A 23,973-nucleotide genomic window follows, 5' to 3' on the forward strand; every position below is an offset into this window, starting at 1 on the left:
CCTGACAATGTCATGGTCGGCAGTTCCAGAACCGGCCGCCGCAGTGCTCCGGTACTCGACATCTCGGCGATCATCAACGATCCGACCGCACGAATTGTGGTGTGTTGCGGCGCGGGCGGCGTCGGCAAGACCACCACGGCGGCATCGCTGGCGTTGCGGGCGGCCGAGCAGGGCCGACGCGTCGTCGTTCTCACGATCGATCCGGCGAGGCGGCTGGCTCAGGCTCTGGGCGTCGCGGAACTCGACAACACACCACAACCGGTGAAACTCGGTCCGGAAGCAACGGGCGAGTTGCACGCGATGATGCTCAACATGCGGCGCACGTTCGACGAGATGGTGCTCGAGCACTCCAGCCCCGAGAAGGCTCAGCAGATCCTCGCGAACCCCTTCTACCAAACCGTTGCCACATCGTTCTCCGGAACTCAGGAATACATGGCGATGGAGAAGCTGGGACAGCTTGCGTCGAACGACAAGTGGGACCTGGTGATCGTGGATACGCCGCCGTCCCGGAACGCACTCGATTTCCTGGACGCTCCGCAGCGACTGGGAACCTTCCTCGACGGCCGGATGATCCGGTTGCTCTCAGCTCCGGGGCGAGGTTTGACCAAGCTTGTTGCCGGCGCGATGGGATTGGCGCTGAAGGGTGTGTCGACGATCGTCGGAAGCGCGATGCTCGCTGACGCATCGGCGTTTGTTCAGTCGCTCGATTCGATGTTCGGTGGCTTCCGCGAGCGCGCAACCAAGACGTACGAACTCCTGCGTCAGCCAGGCACCCATTTTCTGGTGATCGCTGCTGCGGAACCTGACGCGTTGCGGGAAGCGGCGTTTTTCGTGGACCGCCTGGCCGGAGATTCGATGCCGCTGGCCGGGTTGGTGTTGAACCGAACACATCCGACTCTGACCGCGCTGCCGGCTGATCACGCGGCAACGGCTGCGGACAAACTCTCAGCCAAGGAGAATCCGACCGACGCCGAGGCGCTGACGGAGGCGGTACTTCGCATTCATGCTCACCGCGCAGCAATCGCCAAACGTGAAGTGGCGCTGCTGAGCCGGTTTACCGCAGCTCATCCGAGGGTGCCGCTGATCGGCGTTCCGTCACTGCCGTTCGAGGTATCGGACCTCGAGGCACTGCGCGCTGTGGGCGACCAGCTCACTCGGAAGGGCTAGATCAGGAAAGGCTAGACCAGAAAAAGCTAGGTCAGACAGCAGTTGACTGCTGGTGGCGTCGGTCCTCGAAGAATTCGGACCACGAGTCGACGTCGGGGTGCTGCTTGAGGAGAGCGCGTCGCTGGCGTTCGGTCATACCGCCCCACACTCCGAATTCGACGCGGTTGTCGAGAGCGTCGGCGCCGCACTGCATCAGGACCGGGCAGTGTCGGCAGATTGTTGCTGCCTTACGTTGCGCGGCACCTCGAACGAAAAGCTGATCCGGATCTACTTCGCGGCAGCGCGCCTGTGTTACCCAGGCGATGCGAGCCTCTGCTTGTTCGACATCCAAACGGCTACTCGGGGTGGCTGTGTACATTCTCTGGTCCCCTCTACAAAGTATGTCCGTCGCCTCGAGGGCGAGCAGCACAACATCTCTGCTTCCGTCGCGGGATATCACGACGAAAGCTGAGACACATTCGTGATCGAGTGTTATGTCAATCACACCGTTCACACAATTTAGGTAAAGAAACGCCCAGACGCAAGACGGGCGTCCACCTTTTTTGGTACGGCAGTACAAACCGGGTGTTCAGGACGTTTTATTCGGCACGAATTCTTCGCGTGCCACGTCCATGGGGTGCGCACACGTACTCTGTAGATCGTGTCGATTGCAAAAACAGTGGCGAAGCTCGCCGGAAGCTCTGCCTTGGCCGGTGTCCTCGTTGCCGGAGTGATGTTTCCGCTGGCAGGCGGACTCGGATTCGCATCCAATCGAGCCGCGGACACGGTCGACAACGTTTCAGCGGAGTTGGTCGACGGCACGGTCCCCGCGGTATCGACGATGGTCGATTCGGCGGGCAATCCCATCGCCTGGCTGTACGAGCAGCGCCGGTTCGAAGTCCCGAGCGACCAGATCTCGAACAACATGAAGTTGGCGATCGTCTCCATCGAGGACCGTCGATTCCCCGATCACAAGGGAGTGGACTGGCAGGGAACGCTGCGCGCCTTCCTGACCAACACCACCTCCGGTGAGGTCCAGCAGGGTGCGTCGACGCTCGATCAGCAGTACGTGAAGAACTACCAACTGTTGGTCGTCGCAAAAACCGATGCCGAGCGCCGCGCCGCGATCGAGACCACTCCGGCTCGCAAGATCCGCGAAATCCGGATGGCGCTCACCCTGGACAAGGAACTCACGAAGGACGAGATCCTCACCCGCTACCTGAACCTGGTGCCGTTCGGTAACGGTTCCTTCGGAATCCAGGATGCCGCTCAGACGTACTTCGGCATCGACGCCAAAGACTTGAGCGTTCCGCAGTCCGCGATGCTCGCCGGCATGGTTCAGTCGAGTTCGGCCTTGAACCCGTACACCAACGTCGAAGGTGTCACCGAGCGCCGCAACACCGTGCTCGACACCATGATCACCAACATTTCCGACCGGGCCAACGAGTTCCGGGCGGCCAAAGACGAACCGTTGGGTGTTCTACCCACCCCAAATACGCTCCCGCGCGGATGCATCGCGGCCGGTGACCGCGGATTCTTCTGCGACTACGCACTCAAATACCTCTCGGACGCCGGGATCAGTCGCGAACAGATCAATGAGGGCGGCTACCTCATCAAAACCACGCTCGACCCGGCGGTGCAGGCATCCACCAAGGCTGGTCTCAATGCAAACGCCAAGGCGGACCTCGACGGCATCGCCAACGTCATGAGCGTGATTCGGCCCGGCCAGGACTCGCACAAGGTCGTGGCGATGGCCAGCAGCCGCACGTACGGTCTCGACGCCGACGCCAGCGAAACCGTCCTGGCTCAGCCGTATTCACTGTCCGGTGACGGTGCAGGCTCGGTGTTCAAGGTCTTCACGACCGCCGCCGCCATGGAGAAGGGCCTCGGCATCGACGCGATGCTCGAGGTTCCCCGCCGCTTCGACGCAAAGGGCTTCGGTAGTGGCGGCGCGGCGGGATGTCCGGTGTCCACGTACTGCGTCGAGAACGTCGGTAACTATCCGGCGACGATGTCGGTGACGGATGCTCTCGCGCAGTCGCCCAACACCGCGTTCGTGAAGCTCATCGCAGCAACCGGTGTGACGCCGACAGTCGATATGGCCGTGCGTCTCGGCCTGCGTTCGTATGCCGAGCCCAATACATCGGGCTTCGACGATCGCAGCATGGCCGACTTCCAGAAGGAACAGAATCTCGGCTCGTTCACGCTCGGCCCGACCTGGATCAATCCGCTCGAACTGTCGAACGTCGCGGCAACATTGGCGTCGCACGGCAAGTGGTGCCCGCCCAGTCCGATCGATTCCGTCGTCGACCGCAACGGCAAGCCGGTGACGGTCACGGAACAGGGCTGCGAGCAGGTAGTCGAGCCCGGATTGGCCGATACCCTCGCCAATGCGCTCAGCCGCGACGACGTGGGTGCAGGTACATCTGCGGGTGCCGCAGGCAGCGCTGGATGGTCTCTGCCGATGTCCGGTAAGACCGGTACCACGGAGACCCACAAGTCTTCGGCGTTCCTCGGCTTCACGAACAATCTGGCCGCCGCCGTCTACATCTTCGGCGACTCCCCGACTCCGGGTGAGATCTGCTCGACTCCGCTTCGCCCGTGCTACAGCGGAAACCTGTACGGCGGTACCGAACCGGCTCGGAGCTGGTTCGCCGCGATGATGCCGGTTGCCAACAATTTCGGTCCGACGGCGCTTCCGCCGATCGATCAGAAGTATGCACGTGGCTCGCAGAACGGACAGGTTCCCGAGGTTGTCGGATTGAGCCAGTCCGCTGCCACGTCCCGCCTGCAGGAGTCGGGATTCACCGTCAACGCGGTGACGTCCGCATCGGGCGCGCGTGCCGGAACTGTCACCGGCGCATCTCCGTCCGGCTCGGCGATACCGGGTTCCACCATCACGATCTACATCAGTGACGGGTCGGTACGCGCACCGGCGGCACCGGCGGCACCGGACGGCTCACCTGCTCCGGCCTCACCGGCACCCGATTCGCCGGCACCCGGAGCGCCACAACCGCGCTAGCATCCACACGAAAGAACGGCCGCACCCTCACACGAGGTTGCGGCCGTTCTCTTTTGTCGGTGGAGCTGACAAGCGCTGTCGGTGGAGCTGACAAGCGCTGTCGGTGACGCCTACAGGCGAGACTTCACGGCAGCGGAGATACGCGCGCCGTCAGCCTTACCCTTGGCCAAAGCACTGGCGGCCTTGATGACCTGACCCATCTGACGCATACCCGGACGCTCGCCGAGCTCCTCGGCTACCTGCGCCATCGCCGTGTCGACGACGTCGACAAGTTCTGCGTCGGTCAACGGCGTCGGCAGGTACTCGTCGATGATCTGCGCTTCGGCGCGCTCTTTCGCGGCAAGTTCACCACGGCCGTTCTCGGTGTAGATTTCGGCGGATTCCCCGCGCTTCTTCGATTCCTTGGCAAGAACCTTGATGATTTCTTCGTCGGTGAGGACTCGCGCTTCCTTACCGGCAACCTCTTCGGTCTGAACTGCTGCGATGAGCATCCGGAGGGTGCCGGTGCGAAGCGGATCCTTGGCCTTCATGGATGCGACCATGTCGGAACGGAGTTTGTCTTTGAGCGTTGCTGTCGTGTCGGACATGGGGGAAACGCTACGCGCACGCCCCGCCTCCCGTCCCCTTAGTTATATCCTTGACTGGTGTCTGACCAGTTCCGCACCAACCTGACCCGCACCGCACTTGGTGCCGCGGGCGTCGCTGCACTCGGAATCGGGTACGCATCCGGCATCGAACGCAATGCTTTTACGTTGCGCGAGGTGACGATGCCCGTACTCGAGCCGGGGTCGTCGTCGTTGCGGGTTCTCCACCTCAGCGATCTGCATATGATGCCTAACCAGCGATTGAAGCAGAACTGGTTGCGTGAGCTCGAAAGCCTCGACCCGGATCTCGTGGTGAACACCGGCGACAACCTGTCGCACCAGCGCAGTGTCCCCGCAGTTGTCCAGGCACTGGGCGACCTGCTCGCACGCCCCGGTCTATTCGTGTTCGGCAGCAACGACTACTTCGCTCCGAAGCCGAAGAACCCGTTGAGCTACCTCTTCGACAAGAAGAAGCGCATCACGGGCGATCCGCTGCCGTGGGGAGACCTGCGGGCTGCATTTACCGAGCGTGGTTGGCTCGACGTGACGCATGTACGACGCGAACTCGAGGTGTCTGGCATCAAGATCGCGACGGCCGGCGTCGACGATCCGCATCTCAAGCGCGATCGTTACGACACCATCGCGGGCCCGCCCAATCCCCTGGCTCAGCTCAAGCTCGGTTTGACGCACTCCCCCGAACCCCGGGTGTTGGATCGGTTCGCCGAGGACGGCTACGACCTTGTTCTCGCCGGCCATACACACGGCGGGCAGCTGTGCCTGCCGTTCTACGGCGCGCTTGTCACCAACTGCGAGTTGGACCGCTCCCGCGTGAAGGGCCCGTCCAAGTGGGGTGCTCACACACAGCTTCACGTGTCTGCCGGCATCGGAACCTCGCCGTGGGCTCCGGTACGTTTCTGCTGCCGCCCCGAGGCAACCCTGTTGACGTTGGTGCCGTCTACCGGCCGCGAACCGGAGCACTCCACCGAGCGCGGTTCCGCTCACTCAGCTGCGCCGGTTTTACGCAACTGACCTGCGGATTTAATGCCTGCCGACTTCGTGCTGTAAGCTAACCGAGGTTCGACACGGGGTGTGGCGCAGCTTGGTAGCGCGCTTCGTTCGGGACGAAGAGGTCGTGGGTTCAAATCCCGCCACCCCGACAGTGAAGAACTTGAAGAAGGCACTTTTTCCTCGCGGAGAAGGTGCCTTCTTTTGTTGTACCGTGCTCTCCAGGAGGTGGTTACCCATGGGCAAGAACGAGGACTTCGCGCACAACGACATCGCCAGTCGCAGTCGACATGAGAAGGCGGTGGGTCTGGCCAAGTTCGCATGGAATCGTGGGATCACCGCCGCCGAACTACTCGACATGCCCGACGATCGACTGCGCAAACTCGCGCGTGCCGCCGACGCGAATCCCCCGAGCACCCGGGAGACCTGGACCATCGCAGCCGGTCTCATCGACGAGAAGGATCAGTGGGCAGCGGCGCATCCTGATCGCGCTGAGGCGCAGCGCACGCACGCCGACGAGAAGATCATGTGGGTGAAGAAGCCTATCGAGCCGTGGCTTTAGTACTTCGTTCCTCGAGGCACGCCAGGACGCGGGCCGCGTTCTTCTCCAGGACAGCCGCGTAGATATCGATGTCACCGCTGTCCGGGGTTCCGCTGAGTACCGAGATCGCAAGCACGTCACCCACCGAGTAGATCCCGTGATTGAACGGGCTCCGCGGCGACACGTACGGAAATGACGTGGTCGAAACGATTCTTGAATCGCCGAGAGTCATGACGGCCGGTCCACGATTGACGCTGCTCGCTACAGTTCCCAGTTTCGGATCCGATGACAATTCAGGTTTGACCGCAATAGCCGGAAGTTCGTATTGCAGCGCACGTACGGCCCGGTATGCGTCAGGATATTCCGCTTTGCCGTGGTTGTTGTTTGTGGTGATCGCGGCAAGTCGTTCCGCAATATCTTGTTTATCCATCGCCAGATCGACGTGATAGCAACCCATGTGATTTTGTCCGCGCACCTCTGCCCCTACGGGGGCGCCGGACATCACCTGCATCGAGCGTGGACTCTTGTCACCAAAATGTTCTTCCAGTGATAACGAGATGATCGTCTGGGCGATAGCCGTCACTGTCACGCCTGGCCACATTTTCTTGGCTTCTCGAATCGCCACCAGATCGAGCATGATGGCGGCAGCCGACCGCTTGCCCGTAAAGGTCACGGCACCACCGCCGGAATCCGGTGCGTCGTATTTCCGGGTTTCCGGCAGAGCACGAAATGCGCGGACATACCGGCGCGGAGTTCCGAGGAGTCCTTTGACGGACGACCACCACGGGTTCGGCGCCGTGAGTTCCGGAATGAAGTCGGGTAAATGCTTCGACGAGAACAGGTCGTGAACAATCGCGTTGTACACATGCCCGTCACCTAATGCATGCGAGCCCTTGAGGATCACCACCGTTGCTTCACCCTGCACCCCTGGGGCATCACGAACACCTCGAACAACGTGCAACCGCCACAGACATTCGTAGGGATCGACGATCCGTGCGGCAATGTCGGCGAAGTATTCGAAAACACCTTTCCACGAGGATATTTCGACATTGTCTTCGACATGCTTGGTGATATCGAAGGGTGCGGAGTCGATCCAATAGGGAAACCCGAACCCGCCGGGAACTGTGGTCACGGTCCACCGCAATTGTGGGATCCTCGACGCGCGTGCACCGAGGAACTCGAGTAGTTCCTTCTTGTCGAGCGGAGTCGAGTCACCCGAATCGAACAGGAAAATCGTCAGGACATCAGTGGAGCGGGTTTCCATATTTGCGGGAATCAATTCGAAATCCACTGAGGTCAGTTGTTTGGCAGGCACGACAAATCTCCGATCCAGCCTAATCGAGACAAAGCGGGCATGAAAAGGGTAAACAACCACTACCCGCTTCGCGAAATGTTCGCCCGATCGTTTACACCCCGGCGACGACGCATAGGCCGCGTTTCCGCACCCAACCTGTGCAGCGTCGCTTCCAGAACTCCCCATCGTTCGCGACTTGATTCCGGCAGAGAACGAACGATCTTGGCAACTTCGCGCAAGGAATCTGCAAGTGCGATCTCTTCACCATCGAGCAACCCGCTGTAGTTCACATCCAAGAGATACGGCGTGTCGACGGTTGTCAGAATTGCAAGGTTGTCGAGAAATATCTCGAGATCGCGAGCGGCAGCAGAGTCGTTATCTGCTTCCGACGCCGCGACATAGTCGAAGTCATTCTTCCATAATTCAGTTCGCAGATTGTCTTGGCGCAGAGTTATCACTGTTCCGATCTTTCTCTGTCGACCGTTATGTTCGTCGAGAGCGAGCACCTCGTGAGCAAGCCTGAGCACGTTGTCATCGGTCATTGAAGCCCCGACAACAACCAGGTGACCAGTAGCCATGAGGGACTGAACAATTGATCCCAGCGGGCGCCGCTCTGCGTCGTATCTGACGAAATCTCGTCTGCTCAGCACGATACTGTCCGGGTCTCCGCTGTCGCCATGCATCTTGAGTATCCAGGGGCGGCTTGCGGTTGCTTCCTCCCTTGGGAGCACCGCTATCGAACCTCGGCCGTGAGCAGATTCGAAAGCTTTCTCGTAGAGCGAGTCGTAGTTGGTGGTGACCACTTTGGTCACGCCCAGTGAAGCAAGTAGGCAATGAGACAGCGTCGGCTTGGCGCCACCCCCGGTCAACTCGACAACGCTGGCGCCCAATCCTTGAGGATGCAATGCCTTGGACAGCAGTTGTGCGCGATCCAAAACTCCGAGACCGGAGAACAATTCGGCATCGATAGACGGAAGCGCTTCGCTTCGAATCCGGTCAAGGAGACTGTCCCACGAAGGCAATCCGGCCGGAATACTGACTCCCGCACCCAACAACAACGAGACGTCACCGGCACGCAGTCGATCTGCTAGCTGCTGGACCTGCGGAGGTACTCCGGCGCTACACAGATGCCCACGCCGAACAGATTGGTAGGCAGCATAATCGGCGGCATTGGCAACGACAAATGCTATATCGAAGTCGTATTTGTCGGCGCACACTGCTGCGGCGTCGATCAGTGCCTTGATTACGTGGCCGCGTACTCCACCCTGGCCACCCAAGCCCACTCCGAACGTCGGCAACGCAACGAGCGGTTTGACTCGGCTACCGCCCGGCTGAATTCCAGTTCTGGCGATCACGTCAAGGACTTCGTAGACGCCCTCCACCAACCAGTCCACCGAAATCCGCGACGCGACATTCAACAGCCAAGCTGGACGCCCCTCCTTCGGAAAGGACCGAACCCGACCAGCGCCGGCCGGTGCGAAGTCCAACTGTGCAGTGAGTCCAAGCACAGGCCACCAGTGCTCGCGTGGTAGGAAACTACCGCTCGTCGAGACGACAGCTGCGTCCCAGTCAACCGATTCGAGCCGTCCGCGAACAACAAACACATGCCCTGCACCTGCATCGTTCCCAGCCACACACGACTCCCAGCGATCTCCAGCACAGGTGTCCGCAAACCGCTGCGCGGCGCTTACACCCCAGCGACGGTTTCCTTGGCCCAACGGTAATCCGCTTTTCCGCTCGGTGAGCGGAGGATCGCCGGTACAAGAACGATCGAACGGGGAATCTTGTACCCCGCCACATGAATCCGGCAGTGCTCGGACAGGGCATCTGGTTCCACATCTTCGAACCCAGGCCTGATCTGGACAACCGCAGCCACTTTCTCCCCGAACCGCGCGTCGGGTGCACCCGCCACGAGGGCGTCGAAAACCGCTGGGTGAGTCTTGAGCGCCTGTTCCACCTCTTCGGGATACACCTTCTCTCCGCCCGAGTTGATGCACATGGAACCGCGTCCGAGCAGCACGATCGTGCCGTCCACTTCCATCGTTCCCATATCGCCCAGGACTGCCATCCGTACACCGTCGACAACGGGGAACGTCGCGGCTGATTTCTCCGGATCGTCGAAGTAGGCCAGTGGCACATGCCCCGCTCGTGCGATGTAGCCGACGGTATCCGAGCCCGGTTCGATCCGACGGAATTCCTCGTCGACCAGAATCATGTTGGGGTTGGAGCGAATTCGCTTCGTTCCGTCCTCGCCGAATTCGACGACGCCGTCGTTACCGGATTCGGAGGCACCGAACGCATCTTTGATCACCAACCCGGGAATTCGAAACTTCAACTCTTCCTTGAGGTTCGGCGAGAACAGCGCGCCGCCGGATCCGATCAGTTTCAACGAGGAGATGTCGTACTTACCGTCGGCCGCGGCGATCGCATCGGCGATCGGACGGGCGATCGCGTCGCCGACAACAGTGATGCCGGTGATCTTCTCGGCCTCGACGAGCCTGAGCACGTCGAGGGGGTCGAAGCTCCGGGTCAGGACTCGCGGCGCTCCCATCAGAAAGGCAGTGAGCAGCGAGTAGATGGCAGCGCCATGCATGAGCGGTGGAATGAGCAGCAGCACAGTGGGATTGGTATTCGCAATCGCAGCGTCGACCACTTCTTCGAGACTACGACGCGGCGGCCCGCTGAGGTTGGCTCCGGACAGAGCAGCGAAGAAGAAGTCTTCGTGGCGCCAGACAACGCCTTTGGGCATACCCGTAGTTCCGCCGGTGTAGATGATGAAATGGTCATCGTCTGAGCGAGTCTCGAAATCCCGGACGTCGGACGCTGCGGCCAGTGCAGTTTCGTACTCGTCGCCGACGATGAGAACGTGGTCGATCTCGGGGCACTGCGGTACAACGCCCAATGCAATCTCCGCGAATTCATCCTCGACCAGTAATGCCACCATCTTCGAGTTGGTATAGACGTACGCAAGTTCGACGTCGGTGTAGCGGAAGTTGACGTTGATCGGAACGGCCCTGATCTTCATGCAGGCCAGTAGCGCTTCCACATATTCAACGCAGTTCCTCATGTGGATTCCGACGTGCTGCCCCGGTTTGACGCCGACGGACTGAAGGTGGTGCGCCAATCGGTTGGACCGTAGTTCGAGTTCCCGATAAGTGAGACGCCTTTCCTCGAGAATCAGCGGTGTTCGATCGGGAATCGCATCGGCAACGGCCTCGAACAGATCGGCAACGTTCAGGGTCATCGGGTTCCTCACGTGTCTTCGCTCACAATTGGCAGGTCTTTCGCGAAGCTAACACTTTTACCGAGTCGCCGAATGCAAAATGCGGAGTAGGTTCCGTTAGTCGGGATCAGCAATGTTCGCCCCGAGACCAGCTAAAAGTGCCCAATACCACAAGCGTAGCCTTGCCTAATGCTCACTCGTACTTCATTCCGGACCCGCACATCGGTCCGGATCGCCATGGTTGCGCTGGCGACAGTATTTGCAGCAACAGCCTGTGGAACTTCCGACGCCGGAAGTAACGCCAACGGAAACACCGACGTCGCGACCGGCGGCAAGCTGTTCAGCACCGCCGACACGGAAACCGCGAAGCTCGGTAGTGACTCCGCTCCCGGCGAGTTCCCGCGCACCGTCACACATGCACTGGGCGAGGTCACACTCGAGACCAAGCCGACCCGAGTCGTCGTCCTGGACAGCGGAGAGTTGGACGAAGTCCTCTCACTCGGCATCACCCCGGTCGGTATCGCCAGCCCGGAAAGCGCAGCCGGCCAGCCGTCGTACCTCGCCGACAAGTTGGTGGGCGTCCCCGATGTCGGCACCACCAACAATCTCAACCTCGAAGCCATCACTGCCCTGAAGCCCGATCTGATTCTGGGCAGCAAACTGCGCCAGGACAAGCTGTACCCGCAGCTGTCCGCGATCGCGCCGACGGTCTTCAGCATCCGTCCCGGATTCCCGTGGAAGGAGAACTTCCTCCTTGCCGGTGACGCACTGGGTGAAGAGACGAAAGCCGAGCAGATCCTCAACGACTACCAGGCCCATGCCGACGAGGTCCGCGCGTCGATCGACGGTTCCCCGACCATCTCGCTGGTCCGCTTCATGTCCGGCAAGCTGCGTCTGTACGGAAACCTGTCCTTCATCGGCGTCATCCTGAAGGACGTCGGACTCCCCCGTCCGGCAATCCAGGACATCGACGAACTGGCCGTCGAGGTTAGCCCGGAAACGATCACCCAAGCCGAGGGCGATCAGATCTTCTACTCCAGCTACGGAAGTCCCGCTGACACCGGTCAAACCACCGTCACCGCCGGCCCCTTGTGGGCAACGATGGACGCCGTCAAGGACGGTCGCGCCAGCGAAGTCAGCGACGAAACCTGGTTCCTGGGTCTCGGCCCGACAGGCGCCAACTTGGTTCTCGAGGACCTGCAGGCCAAGCTCGGAAAGTAGTTACGACAGAAGACGGCGAGGGGAATTGCTATTTCCCTCGCCGTTTTTTTTGATTCGGCCGATGGCTACAGTGTTCTCGTGCCTCTTCTCGGTCCAGAAGATCGCTTGCCCGGATGCCCAAAGCGCATTCTCGTAGCGGGAACATCCGGTTCCGTAAAAACGACCTTGGCCTCCCGAATTGGAACGCTTCTCGGCATCGAACACGTCGAGATCGACGGTCTCTATCACGGCCCGAACTGGACACCGCGAGAGCAATTCCTGTTCGACGTCACAACATTCAGTTCGGCGCCGCGGTGGGTGACGGAATGGCAGTACCGGTCCGTTCGCGATCTACTCGCCGATGAAGCGGATCTTCTTGTGTGGCTGGACCTGTCGCGCTGCACCGTGATGCGCCAGGTTATCGTTCGGACGGTACAGAGGCGGCTGGGGCGAAAAGTCTTGTGGAACGGCAATATCGAGCCACCACTACACACGTTCTTCTCCGACCGAGATCACATCGTTCGCTGGGCCTGGAACACGCACCGTACGAGTGCACTCCGGATCGCGGCACTGCGAGATCGGCGACCGGACCTCACGATTGTCTGCCTACGGACCCATGCCGACATCGAACGGTGGATCGCGGGACCGCTGCAAACTAGGGCGTGAACCGGTCGACTCTCCGGAGTCGAGCGGCATTTTTGTTCAGCGATTGTCTTGCTCGAGGTGTTCGTTCATCGTCGAGTGCAGGTCGACGAGAAATTCCTCGAATCGACTGAGCAGTTCAGGCGGGTATTTCTCCATCATGGCGTCGAGTCGTACGGCGAGTGGTCCGAAGAACTCGTCAGCCAGGTCCTGCACATGCGCACTGCTGTGCAGCGTGACCACTCGACGGTCTGCATTCTCGCGGGTCCGGACGATATGTCCCGCCTTTTCCAGGCGGTTGAGCAACGCGGTAGTGGCGCCCGACGTCAGTGAGATCCGCTCTCCAAGACGTGCGGGTGAGAGCGGCGCACCTTTCTCCTCAGCCGCGGTGATTTCCATCAGAGCAGTTGCGTCGGTGGAATGCAGACCAAGCCACGACGCGAATCGATGGCTGAATTCGGTGAACGTCGCACCGTACGCGCGGAATTCATCCATCAGCCGCTCCCGCTCCGCGGAGATGTTGCGCGGTGCTTCCACCTCGGTGATCCCACCTTTCCTGTGCCAGATGGCGGCCGGTCGAGCCCAGCGCGCACATTGACAACTTACCGCCCCAAATATACCTTTATCATAAAGTTACTTCACAATGGAGGTTTATTCATGAACATCTCACCCACCACCCGCAAGTGGTTGGGCCTGATCGCCATTGCACTCGGCGTGGCACTGATCGTCGTCGACACCACCATCGTCAACGTCATAGTCCCCTCGATCATCGAAGATCTCGGAATCAATTCCGTTCAGGCTCAATGGATCCAAGAGTCCTATGCAATCGTGTTCGCGGCACTCCTGCTTCTGGTCGGCAGAGTTGCCGACCTGGTCGGCGCCCGTCGCGTCTTCATCGCCGGTGTCGTCGTGTTCGGCGCAACGAGCCTGCTGGCCGGACTGGCACCGAACGGCGGCCTGCTCATCCTGGCGCGATTCCTGCAGGGCGCCGGCGCGGCCATGATCCTGCCCACTTCACTGTCGCTTCTGAACGCGATGTTCACCGGCAAAGCCCGCGGCCAGGCCTTCGCAGTGTGGGGTTCCACCATCGGTGCAGCTTCCGCCCTCGGCCCATTGCTCGGCGGCTGGCTTGCCGAACACGCTTCGTGGCGTTGGGCATTCGGGATCAACATTCCGCTTGCTGCGCTCATTCTCATCGGCGCAGTGCTGTTCATCGCGCCCTCACCCCGCACCGCTGGGCGCATCGACGCCACCGGAGCGGCACTGTCCATCGCCGGCCTGGGCCTGCTGGCCTTCGGCCTCGTCGAGGGACGTACGTACGGGTGGCTGACCACGAAGCAGCCCTTCGAACTGTTCGGCCTGTCATGGTCCAGCGGACCGTCACCGGTTCTGATCGCGCTAGTTCTCGCCGTCATCTCGCTCGGCGCATTCGCCTACCGGCAAACCATGCTCACCCGTAGTGACGATCCGTCGCGGGCACTGATGGACGTGCGGTTGTTCTCCATCTCGTCGTTCCGCAACGGCAACATCGCGACGCTGATCATCGGACTCGGTGAGTTCGGAATCGTTGCGGTGCTTCCACTCTGGCTTCAGTTCACGCTTGGATACAGCGCACTCCAAGCCGGACTCGCCCTGGTCCCCATTGCCATCGGCAGCTTTGTCGCCAGTGGCGCCAGTTTCGGACTGGCATCGAAGGTCTCGCCGTTGGGCTTGGTCCGTATCGGTCTGGCTCTCGAAGCGCTCGGCCTCGCTGGTCTCGGATTCATCGCTGCGACAGACAGCCCCTGGTGGACCATTGCCGCAGTGCTGTTCTTCTACGGCATCGGCGTCGGATTCGCGACGGCGCAGGTAACCAACGTCGTGCTCGAGGAAATTCCCGAACAGAGCGCCGGTCAAGGCTCCGGCATTCAGAGTGCGTTCCGCCAACTCGGATCCGCACTGGGTATCGCCATCCTCACCACGGTCTTCTTCAGCACTCTCAATTCCACTCTGAACAACGACCTCACCGAATCCGGTGTCGACCAAGCTCAGGCCGATCAGTTGACGCGGGCGGTCACCGACAGCGCCGGCGCGGCCATCGACTCGCTGGCCGGCTCGCCGAGCACTGCCTTCGTTGCCGACGCAGCCCAATCCGCAATGACACATGGCATCACACTCGGCGGATACCTTGCGGCCGGATTTGTTGTAGTTGGCCTGATCGCCACGGCACTCATCCCGAACAAGCCGTTCTCGTCACCCGAGCAGGAAACGAAGGCAGCAGCGGACGTCGGCTGACGCAGAAAAACTTGCACGGTGAGACTCAGGCAGACGGCATGAACCGGTCGATGAAGGTGTTGCTGAAGACTCGGTGCGGATCGTATTTGTCGAAGGTCGCGAGGGCGGCGTCCCAATTTCCGTCACCGCCCGCCCGGAAGGTGGCAGGGATTGTGCGCGTGAGGAATTCGTCGTCCTGATAGGCGGCGTCGTTGGTGAATGCCCAACCCTTCGACCATTCGGGCCGGAAGGTGGCGTAATCACCGGAGTAGTTCGCGACCATCCACCGTTCCATATCCCGAAGGAACGCCGGCAAACCCGGAGTTCCGGGAATGGACACCACATTCATCCAGATGGCGGTGTCCCAGTCGTCGCGATCCGACCGCGGCCGCACCGCCGATAGATCCGGCACGCCGGCACTGTCCACCAGGACTTCGCCGTTGTCGTCGACGCCGCACAGGCGCACTTCGAAGGGCATGTTCACGGGATACTGCCCCATCGATGCGAGGTGCGTCATCCGCTCGTTCAACCACGTTGTCATCTCGTGGATGACACGGGCGATGTTGGAACGCTTCGTGATGACCGCACCGCCGCCCGCGACAACTCGCACCGTGGTGTGTCGCAGATAGAACAGCACGTCCTTGGACCAGCCCCACAGGTCGTCGGTGTCCGTGAGCACCAATCCGGCTGCAACGGCGCCGAACTGGGAAGCGCCGAACAGCGGCGTAGCCGCTTGCAATCCCTTGGCCACCATCCCGAGTGGGGTGGTGACTGCTTCGGGGAGTGCATCGGAGAAGAAGTAGTTGTACGGGCCGTGCACTTCCCTCGACTCGGGCGGTTTGACCGGCGTCGGTGTCCAGATTTTCAGCCACGGAGTGGACGTGAAGGGGAACCAGATAGCTTCGACGCGTCCGGACGCTTCGACAAAGCTCGCGTAGGTGCGACCCGGTGATCCTGGCGGCGCAAAGAGTTCCTGCCACGGGATATCGGTGAAACTCTGGCAGCGCAGCCGGTAGTTCTCGCCGGCTTGCAGGGTGACGGAGGTGACGAATGTGCGCCCGAGATGGGTCAGAAATGCCGTGCTCTCGACATCGGAGCGGGCGAATTCGCGGAGCGTGTAGCTCCCCGAACTGCTGTCCCACACCACGACGGTCATGGCCGTGATCAGGTTGCTCAGTGATCCGAACGACTGTCCGGGGGTAATGGTTTCTCCCGCTGCAGGATAGGTTGCGCCGTGGGCTCCGATTGCGAGCGCGCCGGCAATGGACAGATCCCCGATGGCCGGAGAGTTGGCCCAACCCAAGCCATGGTCCTGCAGCGCCGTGAGGATCGACTCGATGCTGGCACCGGCACCGGCGGTTACGACGGATTGCTCTCCGTCGCTGTGCACCTCGACGGAATTCAGGTGAACCATTGTGTCCACCAACAGCACTCGATCCACTGGTGCACCCGGGACCACTGTCAGCGGGCTCCACCCGTGCATCGTGCCGCGAGCGCGGACGGTGTACCCGTTGCGGTGCGCCCAGTTGGCAAGGGTCACCACGTCATCGGAGCTGCGAGCCGTTGCCGTCCACACGTGATCGAGAACGATCTCCTTGGACCAGTTGGCGTAGGCCTGCTGGGAAAGCGGGATACCGGCCGGGAAGTCGGGCGGCGGGGCGAGGGTGGATTGTGGGCCCCATGGCACCGCTCCGGCCGGCGACCAGGTCAGCCCTGCGAGCGCAGCGGCGCCGACACCGGCCGCCAGGAATCCCCGCCTGCTGACGGATCCGGCGTTGGATGGTCGATCCACTGCGCTTTGATCTGCTGAACCGCTGCGTTCCACGGACTACTCGTCTCTGCCGAATCGGACTTACGTTAGAGATGAACCTAGAACAAGTTCCATTACGATGCCAGTGGTTCCGTAATAAAAAGTTACGGAGTCGGTGAGAACACCGCATAGATGGCTTCGGACGCACCGTCGAACGCACCGACGATCAGCCAGACAGTGAGGAGCGTGAGCGCCGGGCCGATCAACACCTTTTCGAGGTTGCCACCCGCGCGGATCGACAGGAACGACGGAAGTCGCTGTTCCCACCACCGTTTGCCACCCAACGGAATGAGCGGCGCAAGAAACGGCACGCCTTCCTTGGTGATGGCATCACCCAGACAATGCGTCGCACATCCGAGCGCAACTGCGACGCCCAATCCAGTGGACCCAGCCTCGCTCGGATACTGCTGCCACGTCACCGCAGACAGGACCAGCGCCAACGCGGAGACGACCAGCCAGCCCTTGTCCTTCGCAAAGTCCCCCGCCAGACCGCGAATCGCCAACCCCAGACAGAAGAACAACGTGATGATGATTGCGGGCTTTCCGAACTGGACAACCAGCGCGGAAACGCCGGCGCCCAACCCGGCCGCAAACAAAGCCGTGTGGGTGAGTGTCCGGTGACCACCACGCCGCTTACCGTCCTTCTTGCCTTTGGTGATCCGATAGAAGGCAACCGATATCGCGTCCACACCCTGTGCCAGCGCCTTGCTCAGTGGTCCGAACGACCGGGAAACCGTCGACTGGCTCGTGTCGAGATCCGGAAGCAACGCAGCACCCGCGCACACCCCGGCAAACGTCAGGGTTTCGGCAGTGGAGGTAGGCCCACCCCAGTCGAGGGGCAAGAGTTCGGCAACCACCAGACCCACAGCAGCACCGGACATCGCGTGGGTGGGGCCCATGACCATGAAACACAACACCTTTCGAAACGCGCCCTGGGTCGAGTCCATCGGACTCGACACAAGACACCACACACATGACGCCGACGGCGACGGCCTCGGCATGCTCGCCGAGACCGCCACGAACGTAGCAAGTGCTACCGACAGACTTCACCGTCGTCGTTCTCGAGTTCAGTACGGTCGTACCGTTCCCGGTCAAAACGGTTCATGCGTAGCTCCTTTCACGTGTTACCCCGCTGAGTCCCTTCGCGTGTCACCCCGCTGAGACCTTTCGCGTGTCACCCCGCGGCGACAGCGCAAGACAGAGCAACCCCTTCAACCAGCGGAGCGACGCCCGCCACGTCGAGTACTTCTGCCGGAACACCCTCGATCGTCGGGGCCCACTCGACGGTCGGCAGCGCCGGCATTCCCTCACGTGCAATGAAGATCGCAGCTTCGCTCGGTACTTCAATCGTGAGCGCCGCTGTACCGGCCTCCTCCGCGCGCACAACCTTGCCCTCGTCGATGAGCTTCTGCAGCTCCTCGTCGGAAATCGGCGTCGCGGCACCGCACGCTACTTCCGCTGCCACACCGGCCTCGGACGGAGCAGTCGCGATGGATCGCACGGCCACCGGCGATCCATCGGCAATGGGGTTGGAAGCCCAGGCGATTCCCGGAGTCACGGCCAGCCCGAGTACCGCCATGGATGCCACCACCACACCGGTCCGCCTGGCCCGCTTGCCGTTCACTGTCAATCGCGTCATCGTTGTTCTCCTTGATCGAACGTCCTCGAATTCTCGGCGCGGTCGCATCCGAGAAACCCGAGGCTATGAAGCCAACCCTGCAGATCTGTTGTCGGTTTCTTAGGAGTTGATGAGAATGCGGTGGCGCTCGCTCGGCGCGAGACCGTCGACCGAAATCCGGTGGCACTATGGCTGGGGTGAGTACACGCGAGCGCATCCTGATCGTTGACGACGACGCAAAGGTACTGAATTCGCTCGAACGTGGACTGCGACTGTCCGGCTTCGACACGGCAACAGCGGTAGACGGCCGTTCTGCCTTGGCCTCGGTGAGCAAGCAGTGCCCGTCGGCCCTCGTTCTCGATGTCAATATGCCCGGCCTTGACGGTGTCGGGGTAGTGACAGCCTTGCGGGCGATCGGCAACGACGTTCCGATTTGTGTACTCAGCGCCCGAAGTTCGGTGGGCGATCGCATTGCCGGGTTGGAGGCGGGCGCCGACGACTACCTCACCAAGCCTTTCGAGTTGGCGGAGCTTGTTGCCAGACTGCGCGCCTTGCTACGACGCACGACGCGAAGCGCCCCGACTCTCGATCACCCGATCACAGTGGGACCTCTGACTGTGGATCTCCGCGGTCATCGCGCCCATATCGGCGGCCGGCGAATCGAACTCACCAAACGAGAATTCGACCTGTTGTCCGTCCTCGCCGAGCATGCCGGCGTGGTGCTGAACCGCGCACAACTCCTGCGACTCGTCTGGGGCTACGATTTTGCCGCCGACACCAATGTCGTCGATGTGTTTGTCACCTACCTACGCAAGAAACTCGAGATCGACGGTGCACCTCGGGTAATCCACACAGTCCGCGGGGTCGGCTTCGTCTTGAGGGCCGAACGGTGAAGCGGCCGCTGTCACTGCAGACCCGAGTAGCCATCGCGTCGGGTCTGGCCGCCGGCATCGTCATTGCCGCGATCGGAATTGCGTTTGCGGTCTTCCTGCGCGTGGGCGGCTCCGAACAACTGGAACGCACTCTCGATTCGGTCACTCTCGGCATTGCGTCGACTTCTCCGGCTGCAATTCTGTTCGAGTCACCCACCGCAACAACACAACCGCTCGTAGTCGACCACGGCTTCAATGCCACGGGTATCAGCGCGTTGGCTACTACCGACGTCCGCAGTCGAGATGTGCTCCTCCCGGGCGACAGCGGAGCTGCACTCGCCGTCACCATCCCCGAAGATCCACTCGCGCAGGCAATCCGCGAGCAGCAGTTCCAGGTGGCGGCTGCGGCAGTGGTCGCGATTCTCGCCGCGGCCGGGCTCGGTTGGTTCCTCACCGGCCGAGCTGTCCGCCCCCTGCAGCAATTAACCGAGACCACCAGTTCGATCGGCAACAACCTCGACGTCGAAGGACTCTCCCTCCGGGCACCGTCAGTCCGTGGGACGCGCGAAGCCGAGGAACTGTCCGAAGCAATCCACAGCATGCTCAGCCGGATCGAAAGCGATCGAAGCCGCACCGAGGAAGCGTTGGAGTCGGCACGCGATTTCGCTCGCGTCTCCGCTCACGAGCTGCGTACCCCGCTGACGTCGATGCGCACCGATCTGGAAGTTCTCGCGACGCTGGACCTCACGGAAAGTCAACGCCGCGAACTGGCCGGCGAGTTGTTGGAGGCGCAGCGCCAGATCGAGCGCACCCTCACCGATCTGGAAACACTCGCCCTGGGTGACGTGGCCGATCCGAAGGACTGCGCCGACGTCGATCTCGTGGAGGTAGCCGATCGCGCCGTCGCAGATGTCGCTCGACTGCACCCCCAGGTCTCCGTCCGTTTGAAAGCGCCGGACGAGCTTTCGGTCCAGGCATTTCCCGCAGGCATTCGTCTGGTGCTGACCAACGCCGTCACCAACTCCGTCCGGCACGGCCACGCCGACGCGGTCGAGATCACCGTCCGAGCCGGGGTAAGCACGGGATCCGCCACGATATTCGTCGACGACAACGGTGCCGTCATAGCCCCGGCCGAGAGGGAAGCGATGTTCGAACGCTTTGTTCGCGGAACCGGCGCAGGCGAATCCGGGAGCGGCCTCGGACTTGCCCTTGTCGCTCAACAGGCTCAATTGCACGGTGGCAGCGCACGACTCGACGCAAGCCCTCTCGGCGGAACCCGATTGACCTTCTCCATCAACCCAATTCGACGTGCAGGGCCTCCAACAGCGGTTTTGCAGCCTCGTCGAAAAAGCGGTCTTGCGTATCGCCACCGATCTGCACCAGCGCCACATCGGTGAAGCCCGCATCCTTGTAGGCTTTGACCGCTTCGACGATCGCGTCCAGATCTGGACCACACGGGATGTTTTCTGCCACATCTTCTTTGCGGACGAACTGCGACGCGGCAGCAAACCCGGCCGGGGTCGGCAGCTCGGAGTTGACGGGCCAGCCGAGGCCGAACCATCGGAATTGCTGATGCGCCCTGGCGATGGCGACGTCTCGATCGTCATCCCAGGAAATCGGAATCTGACCGATTGCCGTGCGCGCCGGAGGAAGTCCGAACGCGCGACCATGAACATGCTTCCATTGATGAACGAGCCGCGAATCAGGTTCCACACCGATCAGATCGTCCGCCATCGGCCCGAATCGCTCGACGGACTTGTCACCGGACATCGCAATCGCGAGTGGGACAGGAATTTCGGGCAAGTCCCAGATACGTGCCGACTGAACGTCGAAGTACTCACCCTTCCAGGTCACCAGATCTCCGGAATGCAGCGCCCGAATGATGGCAACCGCTTCCTCCAGCATGTCCATCCTGGCATCGATCGACGGCCATCCGTCACCGACCACATGCTCGTTGAGACACTCCCCGGTCCCTAATCCGAGCGTGAACCGCCCGTCCGCGAGTATCTGCACCGTCGCGGCCTTCTGAGCGATCACCACGGGGTGATAGCGAATACTCGGACACGTCACATACGTCATCAGATCAACCGATCCGGTGGCGTGCGCAATCGCTCCGAGAACGGACCAGGCGTACGGGGCGTGCCCCTGTTCGGTCAGCCACGGCGAGTAGTGATCACTCATCACCTCGAAGTCGAACCCGGCCTGCTCGGCCCGAACCGCATGTCGGACCAGGTCCTTTGGCCCAGCCTGCTCCGTCATCAACGTGTAGCCGATACGCATCATGGCCGATCATCTCCTCAACCCGAGTGCCGAAAGGGCTGCGCAGTGCCGAATTGGCCGCACTGACAGTCCTACGACTCGACTGCCCGCCGAAGCCTCAGTCGAAACAGTCTCGGCTGGCGCGGATCATGGAATGTACGTGAAAAGTGAAGGAGAATCGTCGTGGATTTTGTCGTCGAATTCATTCTTGCAACGCTGTTCTACTGGTGGGGGCTGCTCTGAAACGAGAAAATGCGGGCCGCTGCAAGGAGTTGGATTCCCTTGCAGCGGCCCGCATTCTTACGTACGAGGTTGCCTCTTACTGACCGGCGCGCACGCCTTCTTCGACGCGCTTGCCCAGATCGGCGTCCACGTTCTTCCAGTACTCGAAGACGCGCAGCAGAACTGCTTCGCTTACTCCGGCACTTGCGTGACCGACGATGTTGCTCACGAGGCGCTCACGCGCTGCGTCGTCGAGGACCTCACGGACCAAGGTTCCGGCCTGAGTGAAGTCGCCGTCCTCAGCGTGCTCGATGTATCCGGCGCGAACTGCTTCACCGTCGAACGACCACAGGCCTTCGTCACCGGCAACCGACGGATCGGCGTGCGGTCCGCCATATGAGTTCGGCGCGTACACCGGCGTCGACGGCGAGTTGAAGCTGTAACGCATGGCGCCCTCCTTGGAGTAGGAGTTCACCTCGTTCTTCGGTGCGTTGACCGGCAGATCGGCGTAGTTGGTGCCGATGCGGTAACGATGGGCGTCGGCGTAGGAGAACACACGGCCGAGGAGCATCTTGTCCGGGCTGAAACCGATGCCCGGCACGACGTTCGACGGCTCGAACGACGCCTGCTCGATCTGCGCGAAGAAGTTCTCCGGGTTGCGATTGAGAGTCCACTTGCCGACCTCGATGAGGGGGTAGTCCTTCTGGGACCACACCTTCGTGAGGTCGAACGGGTTGAAGCGGTAGCCCTCGGCCTCGTCGACCGGCATGATCTGAACGTTCATGGTCCAGCTCGGGAAGTTGCCGGCTTCGATTGCGTTGTACAGATCCGCGCGGTGGTAGTCGGGATCGCTGCCGGCGAGGCTGTCGGCCTCTGCCTGCGTCAGGAACTCGATGCCCTGATCGGTCTTGAAGTGGTACTTCACCCAGAACCGCTCACCGGCGGCGTTGACCCACTGGTACGTGTGCGAGCCGAAGCCGTCCATGTTGCGCCACGTCTTCGGAATGCCGCGGTCGCCCATCAGCCACGTCACCTGGTGCGCGGATTCGGGACGCAAAGTCCAGAAATCCCACTGCATGTCGTGATCGCGCAGACCCGAACCCGGCAGACGCTTCTGCGAACGGATGAAGTCGGGGAACTTGATGGCGTCCTTGATGAAGAACACGGGAGTGTTGTTGCCGACGAGGTCGTAGTTGCCCTCTTCGGTGTAGAACTTCATGGCAAAACCGCGCGGGTCGCGCCATGTGTCCGGAGAACCTTGCTCACCGGCGACGGTCGAGAAACGCACCAGCGACTCGGTCTTCTTCCCGGGCTGCAGGAACTTGGCCTTGGTGTACTTGCTGACGTCGTTCGTGATGACCAGTTCACCAAAAGCGCCGCCGCCCTTGGCATGAACGACGCGCTCCGGGACGCGCTCACGGTTGAACTGGGCCAGCTTCTCGATCAGGTAGTGGTCGTGAAGCAGGACCGGTCCCTGAGTACCTGCAGTCAACGACTCGTCGTCGCTGGCTACGGGAATACCGAAGTTGTTCGTGGTGGGCTTGGTCATGGCGAAGCCTCCTAAAAGTCAAATGGGCTGTGCGGCAATATGGGCCGTACTGCTAGCGGGCTGCATCGTGATTCTGTGAAACCGCGTCGGAAACAATGCCCGACTCGGCAGAACTCTTCAGGCAATCGTTGCAACGGCCCCAGAACACGACCTCGGCTTCATCGATCTCGAAGCCGTGATGGTCGGACGGTTCAAGGCAGGGAGCTTGGCCGACAACACAATCGACGTCGACGACCTTGCCGCAGCTACGACAGACGAGGTGGTGATGGTTGTCCCCGGTTCTCGTCTCGAATCGTGCGGGTGAACCCGCAGGCTCGATGCGTCGTAGCAACCCTGCGCTTACGCATGCCTTCAGCACGTCGTAAACGGCCTGGGTGGATACGGATCCCAACTGTTGCCGCACCTGCGCTGCAACAGAATCTGCGTCCGAATGCGGTTGGGCTGTAACCGCATTCAGAACTGCAAGACGAGGCGCAGTGACTCGCAACCCGGCCGCACGCAGTTGCGCCCGGAGGTCGAGATCCTGCCCGTCATCTTGCATGGTTCCAGTATGCGCCTTTTCTGGAATTAGTCAAGAAAAGGGTTCCCTAACCAAATAAGTGACGCGGCTCATAGCCTTGGCCAGGGAACAAAACAGCTCGGGCGTCCGTTGATCACTCCGTCGGCGCCCGAACAAGCCCCGGGCCCCACCCCATTGTCGCTGCGAGCGACCTACCGCCGAGAGGCGCCTGTG

21 protein-coding genes and 1 tRNA gene are annotated in these 23,973 nt (G+C 61.4%); 10 read left to right on the forward strand and 12 right to left on the reverse strand.

Annotated features, from left to right (window positions below):
* The first annotated feature begins 12 nt into the window (after positions 1 to 12).
* Entirely contained in the window at positions 13 to 1,167 is a 1,155-nt protein-coding gene (bagB, locus tag RG2_RS27635; protein ID WP_051730659.1) for an ATPase BagB, read from the forward strand.
* 31 nt (positions 1,168 to 1,198) lie between these two features.
* Here the strand turns inward: bagB and RG2_RS27640 are convergent, their stop codons facing one another.
* Entirely contained in the window at positions 1,199 to 1,525 is a 327-nt protein-coding gene (locus tag RG2_RS27640) for a WhiB family transcriptional regulator (protein WP_033235923.1), read from the reverse strand.
* Positions 1,526 to 1,825: 300 nt separating this feature from the next.
* On the opposite strand from RG2_RS27640, the gene RG2_RS27645 reads away from it, so the two are divergent.
* The gene (locus RG2_RS27645) at positions 1,826 to 4,168 is read left to right on the forward strand and encodes a penicillin-binding protein (protein WP_033235922.1); all 2,343 of its coding nucleotides are present in this window, start codon (positions 1,826 to 1,828) and stop codon (positions 4,166 to 4,168) included.
* Between the two features lie 110 nt (positions 4,169 to 4,278).
* Here the strand turns inward: RG2_RS27645 and RG2_RS27650 are convergent, their stop codons facing one another.
* On the reverse strand, positions 4,279 to 4,755 hold the full coding sequence (locus RG2_RS27650) for a GatB/YqeY domain-containing protein (RefSeq protein WP_033235921.1): 477 nt from the start codon (positions 4,753 to 4,755) through the stop codon (positions 4,279 to 4,281).
* A gap of 57 nt (positions 4,756 to 4,812) precedes the next feature.
* Between RG2_RS27650 and RG2_RS27655 the strand changes: the two genes are divergently transcribed.
* From RG2_RS27655 to RG2_RS27665, 3 genes are all read left to right on the forward strand, one after another.
* The gene (locus RG2_RS27655; RefSeq protein ID WP_033235920.1) at positions 4,813 to 5,781 is read left to right on the forward strand and encodes a metallophosphoesterase; all 969 of its coding nucleotides are present in this window, start codon (positions 4,813 to 4,815) and stop codon (positions 5,779 to 5,781) included.
* 54 nt (positions 5,782 to 5,835) lie between these two features.
* Positions 5,836 to 5,909, forward strand: a tRNA-Pro gene (locus RG2_RS27660).
* Between the two features lie 86 nt (positions 5,910 to 5,995).
* Positions 5,996 to 6,319 (forward strand): hypothetical protein, encoded by a 324-nt coding sequence (locus tag RG2_RS27665; RefSeq protein ID WP_033235919.1) that lies wholly within the window; start codon positions 5,996 to 5,998, stop codon positions 6,317 to 6,319.
* Here RG2_RS27665 and RG2_RS27670 read toward each other — a convergent pair.
* Genes RG2_RS27670 through RG2_RS27680 form a run of 3 tightly spaced genes read right to left on the reverse strand, consistent with a single transcriptional unit; the run spans position 6,300 to position 10,836 of the window.
* Entirely contained in the window at positions 6,300 to 7,613 is a 1,314-nt protein-coding gene (locus tag RG2_RS27670) for a wax ester/triacylglycerol synthase domain-containing protein (protein WP_033235918.1), read from the reverse strand. The genes RG2_RS27665 and RG2_RS27670 overlap by 20 nt on opposite strands.
* A 59-nt stretch (positions 7,614 to 7,672) precedes the next feature.
* Complete coding sequence (locus RG2_RS27675; RefSeq protein ID WP_051730657.1) at positions 7,673 to 9,226, reverse strand: SIR2 family protein; 1,554 nt, start codon at positions 9,224 to 9,226, stop codon at positions 7,673 to 7,675.
* A gap of 53 nt (positions 9,227 to 9,279) precedes the next feature.
* On the reverse strand, positions 9,280 to 10,836 hold the full coding sequence (locus RG2_RS27680) for an acyl-CoA synthetase (protein WP_033235917.1): 1,557 nt from the start codon (positions 10,834 to 10,836) through the stop codon (positions 9,280 to 9,282).
* Positions 10,837 to 11,004: 168 nt separating this feature from the next.
* Between RG2_RS27680 and RG2_RS27685 the strand changes: the two genes are divergently transcribed.
* Together RG2_RS27685 and RG2_RS27690 are read left to right on the forward strand one after the other, a co-directional pair.
* Entirely contained in the window at positions 11,005 to 12,036 is a 1,032-nt protein-coding gene (locus RG2_RS27685) for an ABC transporter substrate-binding protein (protein WP_033235916.1), read from the forward strand.
* Positions 12,037 to 12,114: 78 nt separating this feature from the next.
* Positions 12,115 to 12,681: a P-loop NTPase family protein gene (locus RG2_RS27690; RefSeq protein WP_045066545.1), complete on the forward strand. Its 567-nt coding sequence runs from the start codon at positions 12,115 to 12,117 to the stop codon at positions 12,679 to 12,681.
* Positions 12,682 to 12,717: 36 nt separating this feature from the next.
* Here RG2_RS27690 and RG2_RS27695 read toward each other — a convergent pair whose 3' ends face one another.
* Positions 12,718 to 13,152, reverse strand: a complete 435-nt coding sequence (locus RG2_RS27695) for a MarR family winged helix-turn-helix transcriptional regulator (RefSeq protein ID WP_230590308.1) — start codon at positions 13,150 to 13,152, stop codon at positions 12,718 to 12,720.
* A 162-nt stretch (positions 13,153 to 13,314) separates the two neighbouring features.
* Between RG2_RS27695 and RG2_RS27700 the strand changes: the two genes are divergently transcribed.
* A complete protein-coding gene (locus RG2_RS27700) occupies positions 13,315 to 14,931 on the forward strand; it encodes a DHA2 family efflux MFS transporter permease subunit (RefSeq protein ID WP_033235914.1) in 1,617 nt (538 codons plus the stop codon).
* 25 nt (positions 14,932 to 14,956) lie between these two features.
* Here the strand turns inward: RG2_RS27700 and RG2_RS27705 are convergent, their stop codons facing one another.
* The 3 genes from RG2_RS27705 to RG2_RS27715 form a co-directional block, all read right to left on the reverse strand.
* Positions 14,957 to 16,702 (reverse strand): cholesterol oxidase substrate-binding domain-containing protein, encoded by a 1,746-nt coding sequence (locus tag RG2_RS27705; RefSeq protein WP_033235972.1) that lies wholly within the window; start codon positions 16,700 to 16,702, stop codon positions 14,957 to 14,959.
* A 122-nt stretch (positions 16,703 to 16,824) separates the two neighbouring features.
* On the reverse strand, positions 16,825 to 17,625 hold the full coding sequence (locus RG2_RS27710) for a metal-dependent hydrolase (protein WP_033235971.1): 801 nt from the start codon (positions 17,623 to 17,625) through the stop codon (positions 16,825 to 16,827).
* Positions 17,626 to 17,894: 269 nt separating this feature from the next.
* Positions 17,895 to 18,359: a hypothetical protein gene (locus RG2_RS27715; protein ID WP_033235913.1), complete on the reverse strand. Its 465-nt coding sequence runs from the start codon at positions 18,357 to 18,359 to the stop codon at positions 17,895 to 17,897.
* Positions 18,360 to 18,526: 167 nt separating this feature from the next.
* Here RG2_RS27715 and RG2_RS27720 point away from each other — a divergent pair, with 167 nt between their 5' ends.
* Together RG2_RS27720 and RG2_RS27725 are read left to right on the forward strand one after the other, a co-directional pair.
* Positions 18,527 to 19,231, forward strand: coding sequence for a response regulator transcription factor (locus RG2_RS27720; RefSeq protein ID WP_033235912.1), 705 nt, complete (start codon positions 18,527 to 18,529; stop codon positions 19,229 to 19,231).
* On the forward strand, positions 19,228 to 20,607 hold the full coding sequence (locus tag RG2_RS27725) for a sensor histidine kinase (RefSeq protein WP_033235911.1): 1,380 nt from the start codon (positions 19,228 to 19,230) through the stop codon (positions 20,605 to 20,607). Before RG2_RS27720 ends, RG2_RS27725 begins: the two co-directional genes overlap by 4 nt.
* Here RG2_RS27725 and RG2_RS27730 read toward each other — a convergent pair.
* The 3 genes from RG2_RS27730 to RG2_RS27740 form a co-directional block, all read right to left on the reverse strand.
* A complete protein-coding gene (locus RG2_RS27730) occupies positions 20,504 to 21,493 on the reverse strand; it encodes an LLM class F420-dependent oxidoreductase (protein ID WP_033235910.1) in 990 nt (329 codons plus the stop codon). The genes RG2_RS27725 and RG2_RS27730 overlap by 104 nt on opposite strands.
* 295 nt (positions 21,494 to 21,788) lie before the next feature.
* Positions 21,789 to 23,240, reverse strand: a complete 1,452-nt coding sequence (locus RG2_RS27735; RefSeq protein WP_033235909.1) for a catalase — start codon at positions 23,238 to 23,240, stop codon at positions 21,789 to 21,791.
* Positions 23,241 to 23,292: 52 nt separating this feature from the next.
* A complete protein-coding gene (locus RG2_RS27740; RefSeq protein ID WP_033235908.1) occupies positions 23,293 to 23,781 on the reverse strand; it encodes a Fur family transcriptional regulator in 489 nt (162 codons plus the stop codon).
* Positions 23,782 to 23,973 lie beyond the last annotated feature (192 nt).

The sequence above is a fragment of the Rhodococcus globerulus NBRC 14531 genome, assembly GCF_001894805.1.
Lineage (GTDB): Bacteria > Actinomycetota > Actinomycetes > Mycobacteriales > Mycobacteriaceae > Rhodococcus_F > Rhodococcus_F globerula.

What these genes read in the sequence shown, in the direction of transcription:
- RG2_RS27640 (WP_033235923.1), bottom strand. Translation starts at nt 1,525, where the DNA reads ATGTACACAGCCACCCCGAGTAGCCGTTTGGATGTCGAACAAGCAGAG.
- RG2_RS27680 (WP_033235917.1), bottom strand. Translation starts at nt 10,836, where the DNA reads ATGACCCTGAACGTTGCCGATCTGTTCGAGGCCGTTGCCGATGCGATT.
- RG2_RS27735 (WP_033235909.1), bottom strand. Translation starts at nt 23,240, where the DNA reads ATGACCAAGCCCACCACGAACAACTTCGGTATTCCCGTAGCCAGCGAC.
- RG2_RS27650 (WP_033235921.1), bottom strand. Translation starts at nt 4,755, where the DNA reads ATGTCCGACACGACAGCAACGCTCAAAGACAAACTCCGTTCCGACATG.
- RG2_RS27700 (WP_033235914.1), top strand. Translation starts at nt 13,315, where the DNA reads ATGAACATCTCACCCACCACCCGCAAGTGGTTGGGCCTGATCGCCATT.
- RG2_RS27720 (WP_033235912.1), top strand. Translation starts at nt 18,527, where the DNA reads ATGGCTGGGGTGAGTACACGCGAGCGCATCCTGATCGTTGACGACGAC.
- RG2_RS27695 (WP_230590308.1), bottom strand. Translation starts at nt 13,152, where the DNA reads ATGGATGAATTCCGCGCGTACGGTGCGACGTTCACCGAATTCAGCCAT.
- bagB (WP_051730659.1), top strand. Translation starts at nt 13, where the DNA reads ATGGTCGGCAGTTCCAGAACCGGCCGCCGCAGTGCTCCGGTACTCGAC.
- RG2_RS27685 (WP_033235916.1), top strand. Translation starts at nt 11,005, where the DNA reads ATGCTCACTCGTACTTCATTCCGGACCCGCACATCGGTCCGGATCGCC.
- RG2_RS27715 (WP_033235913.1), bottom strand. Translation starts at nt 18,359, where the DNA reads ATGACGCGATTGACAGTGAACGGCAAGCGGGCCAGGCGGACCGGTGTG.
- RG2_RS27730 (WP_033235910.1), bottom strand. Translation starts at nt 21,493, where the DNA reads ATGATGCGTATCGGCTACACGTTGATGACGGAGCAGGCTGGGCCAAAG.
- RG2_RS27665 (WP_033235919.1), top strand. Translation starts at nt 5,996, where the DNA reads ATGGGCAAGAACGAGGACTTCGCGCACAACGACATCGCCAGTCGCAGT.
- RG2_RS27710 (WP_033235971.1), bottom strand. Translation starts at nt 17,625, where the DNA reads ATGGTCATGGGCCCCACCCACGCGATGTCCGGTGCTGCTGTGGGTCTG.
- RG2_RS27740 (WP_033235908.1), bottom strand. Translation starts at nt 23,781, where the DNA reads ATGCAAGATGACGGGCAGGATCTCGACCTCCGGGCGCAACTGCGTGCG.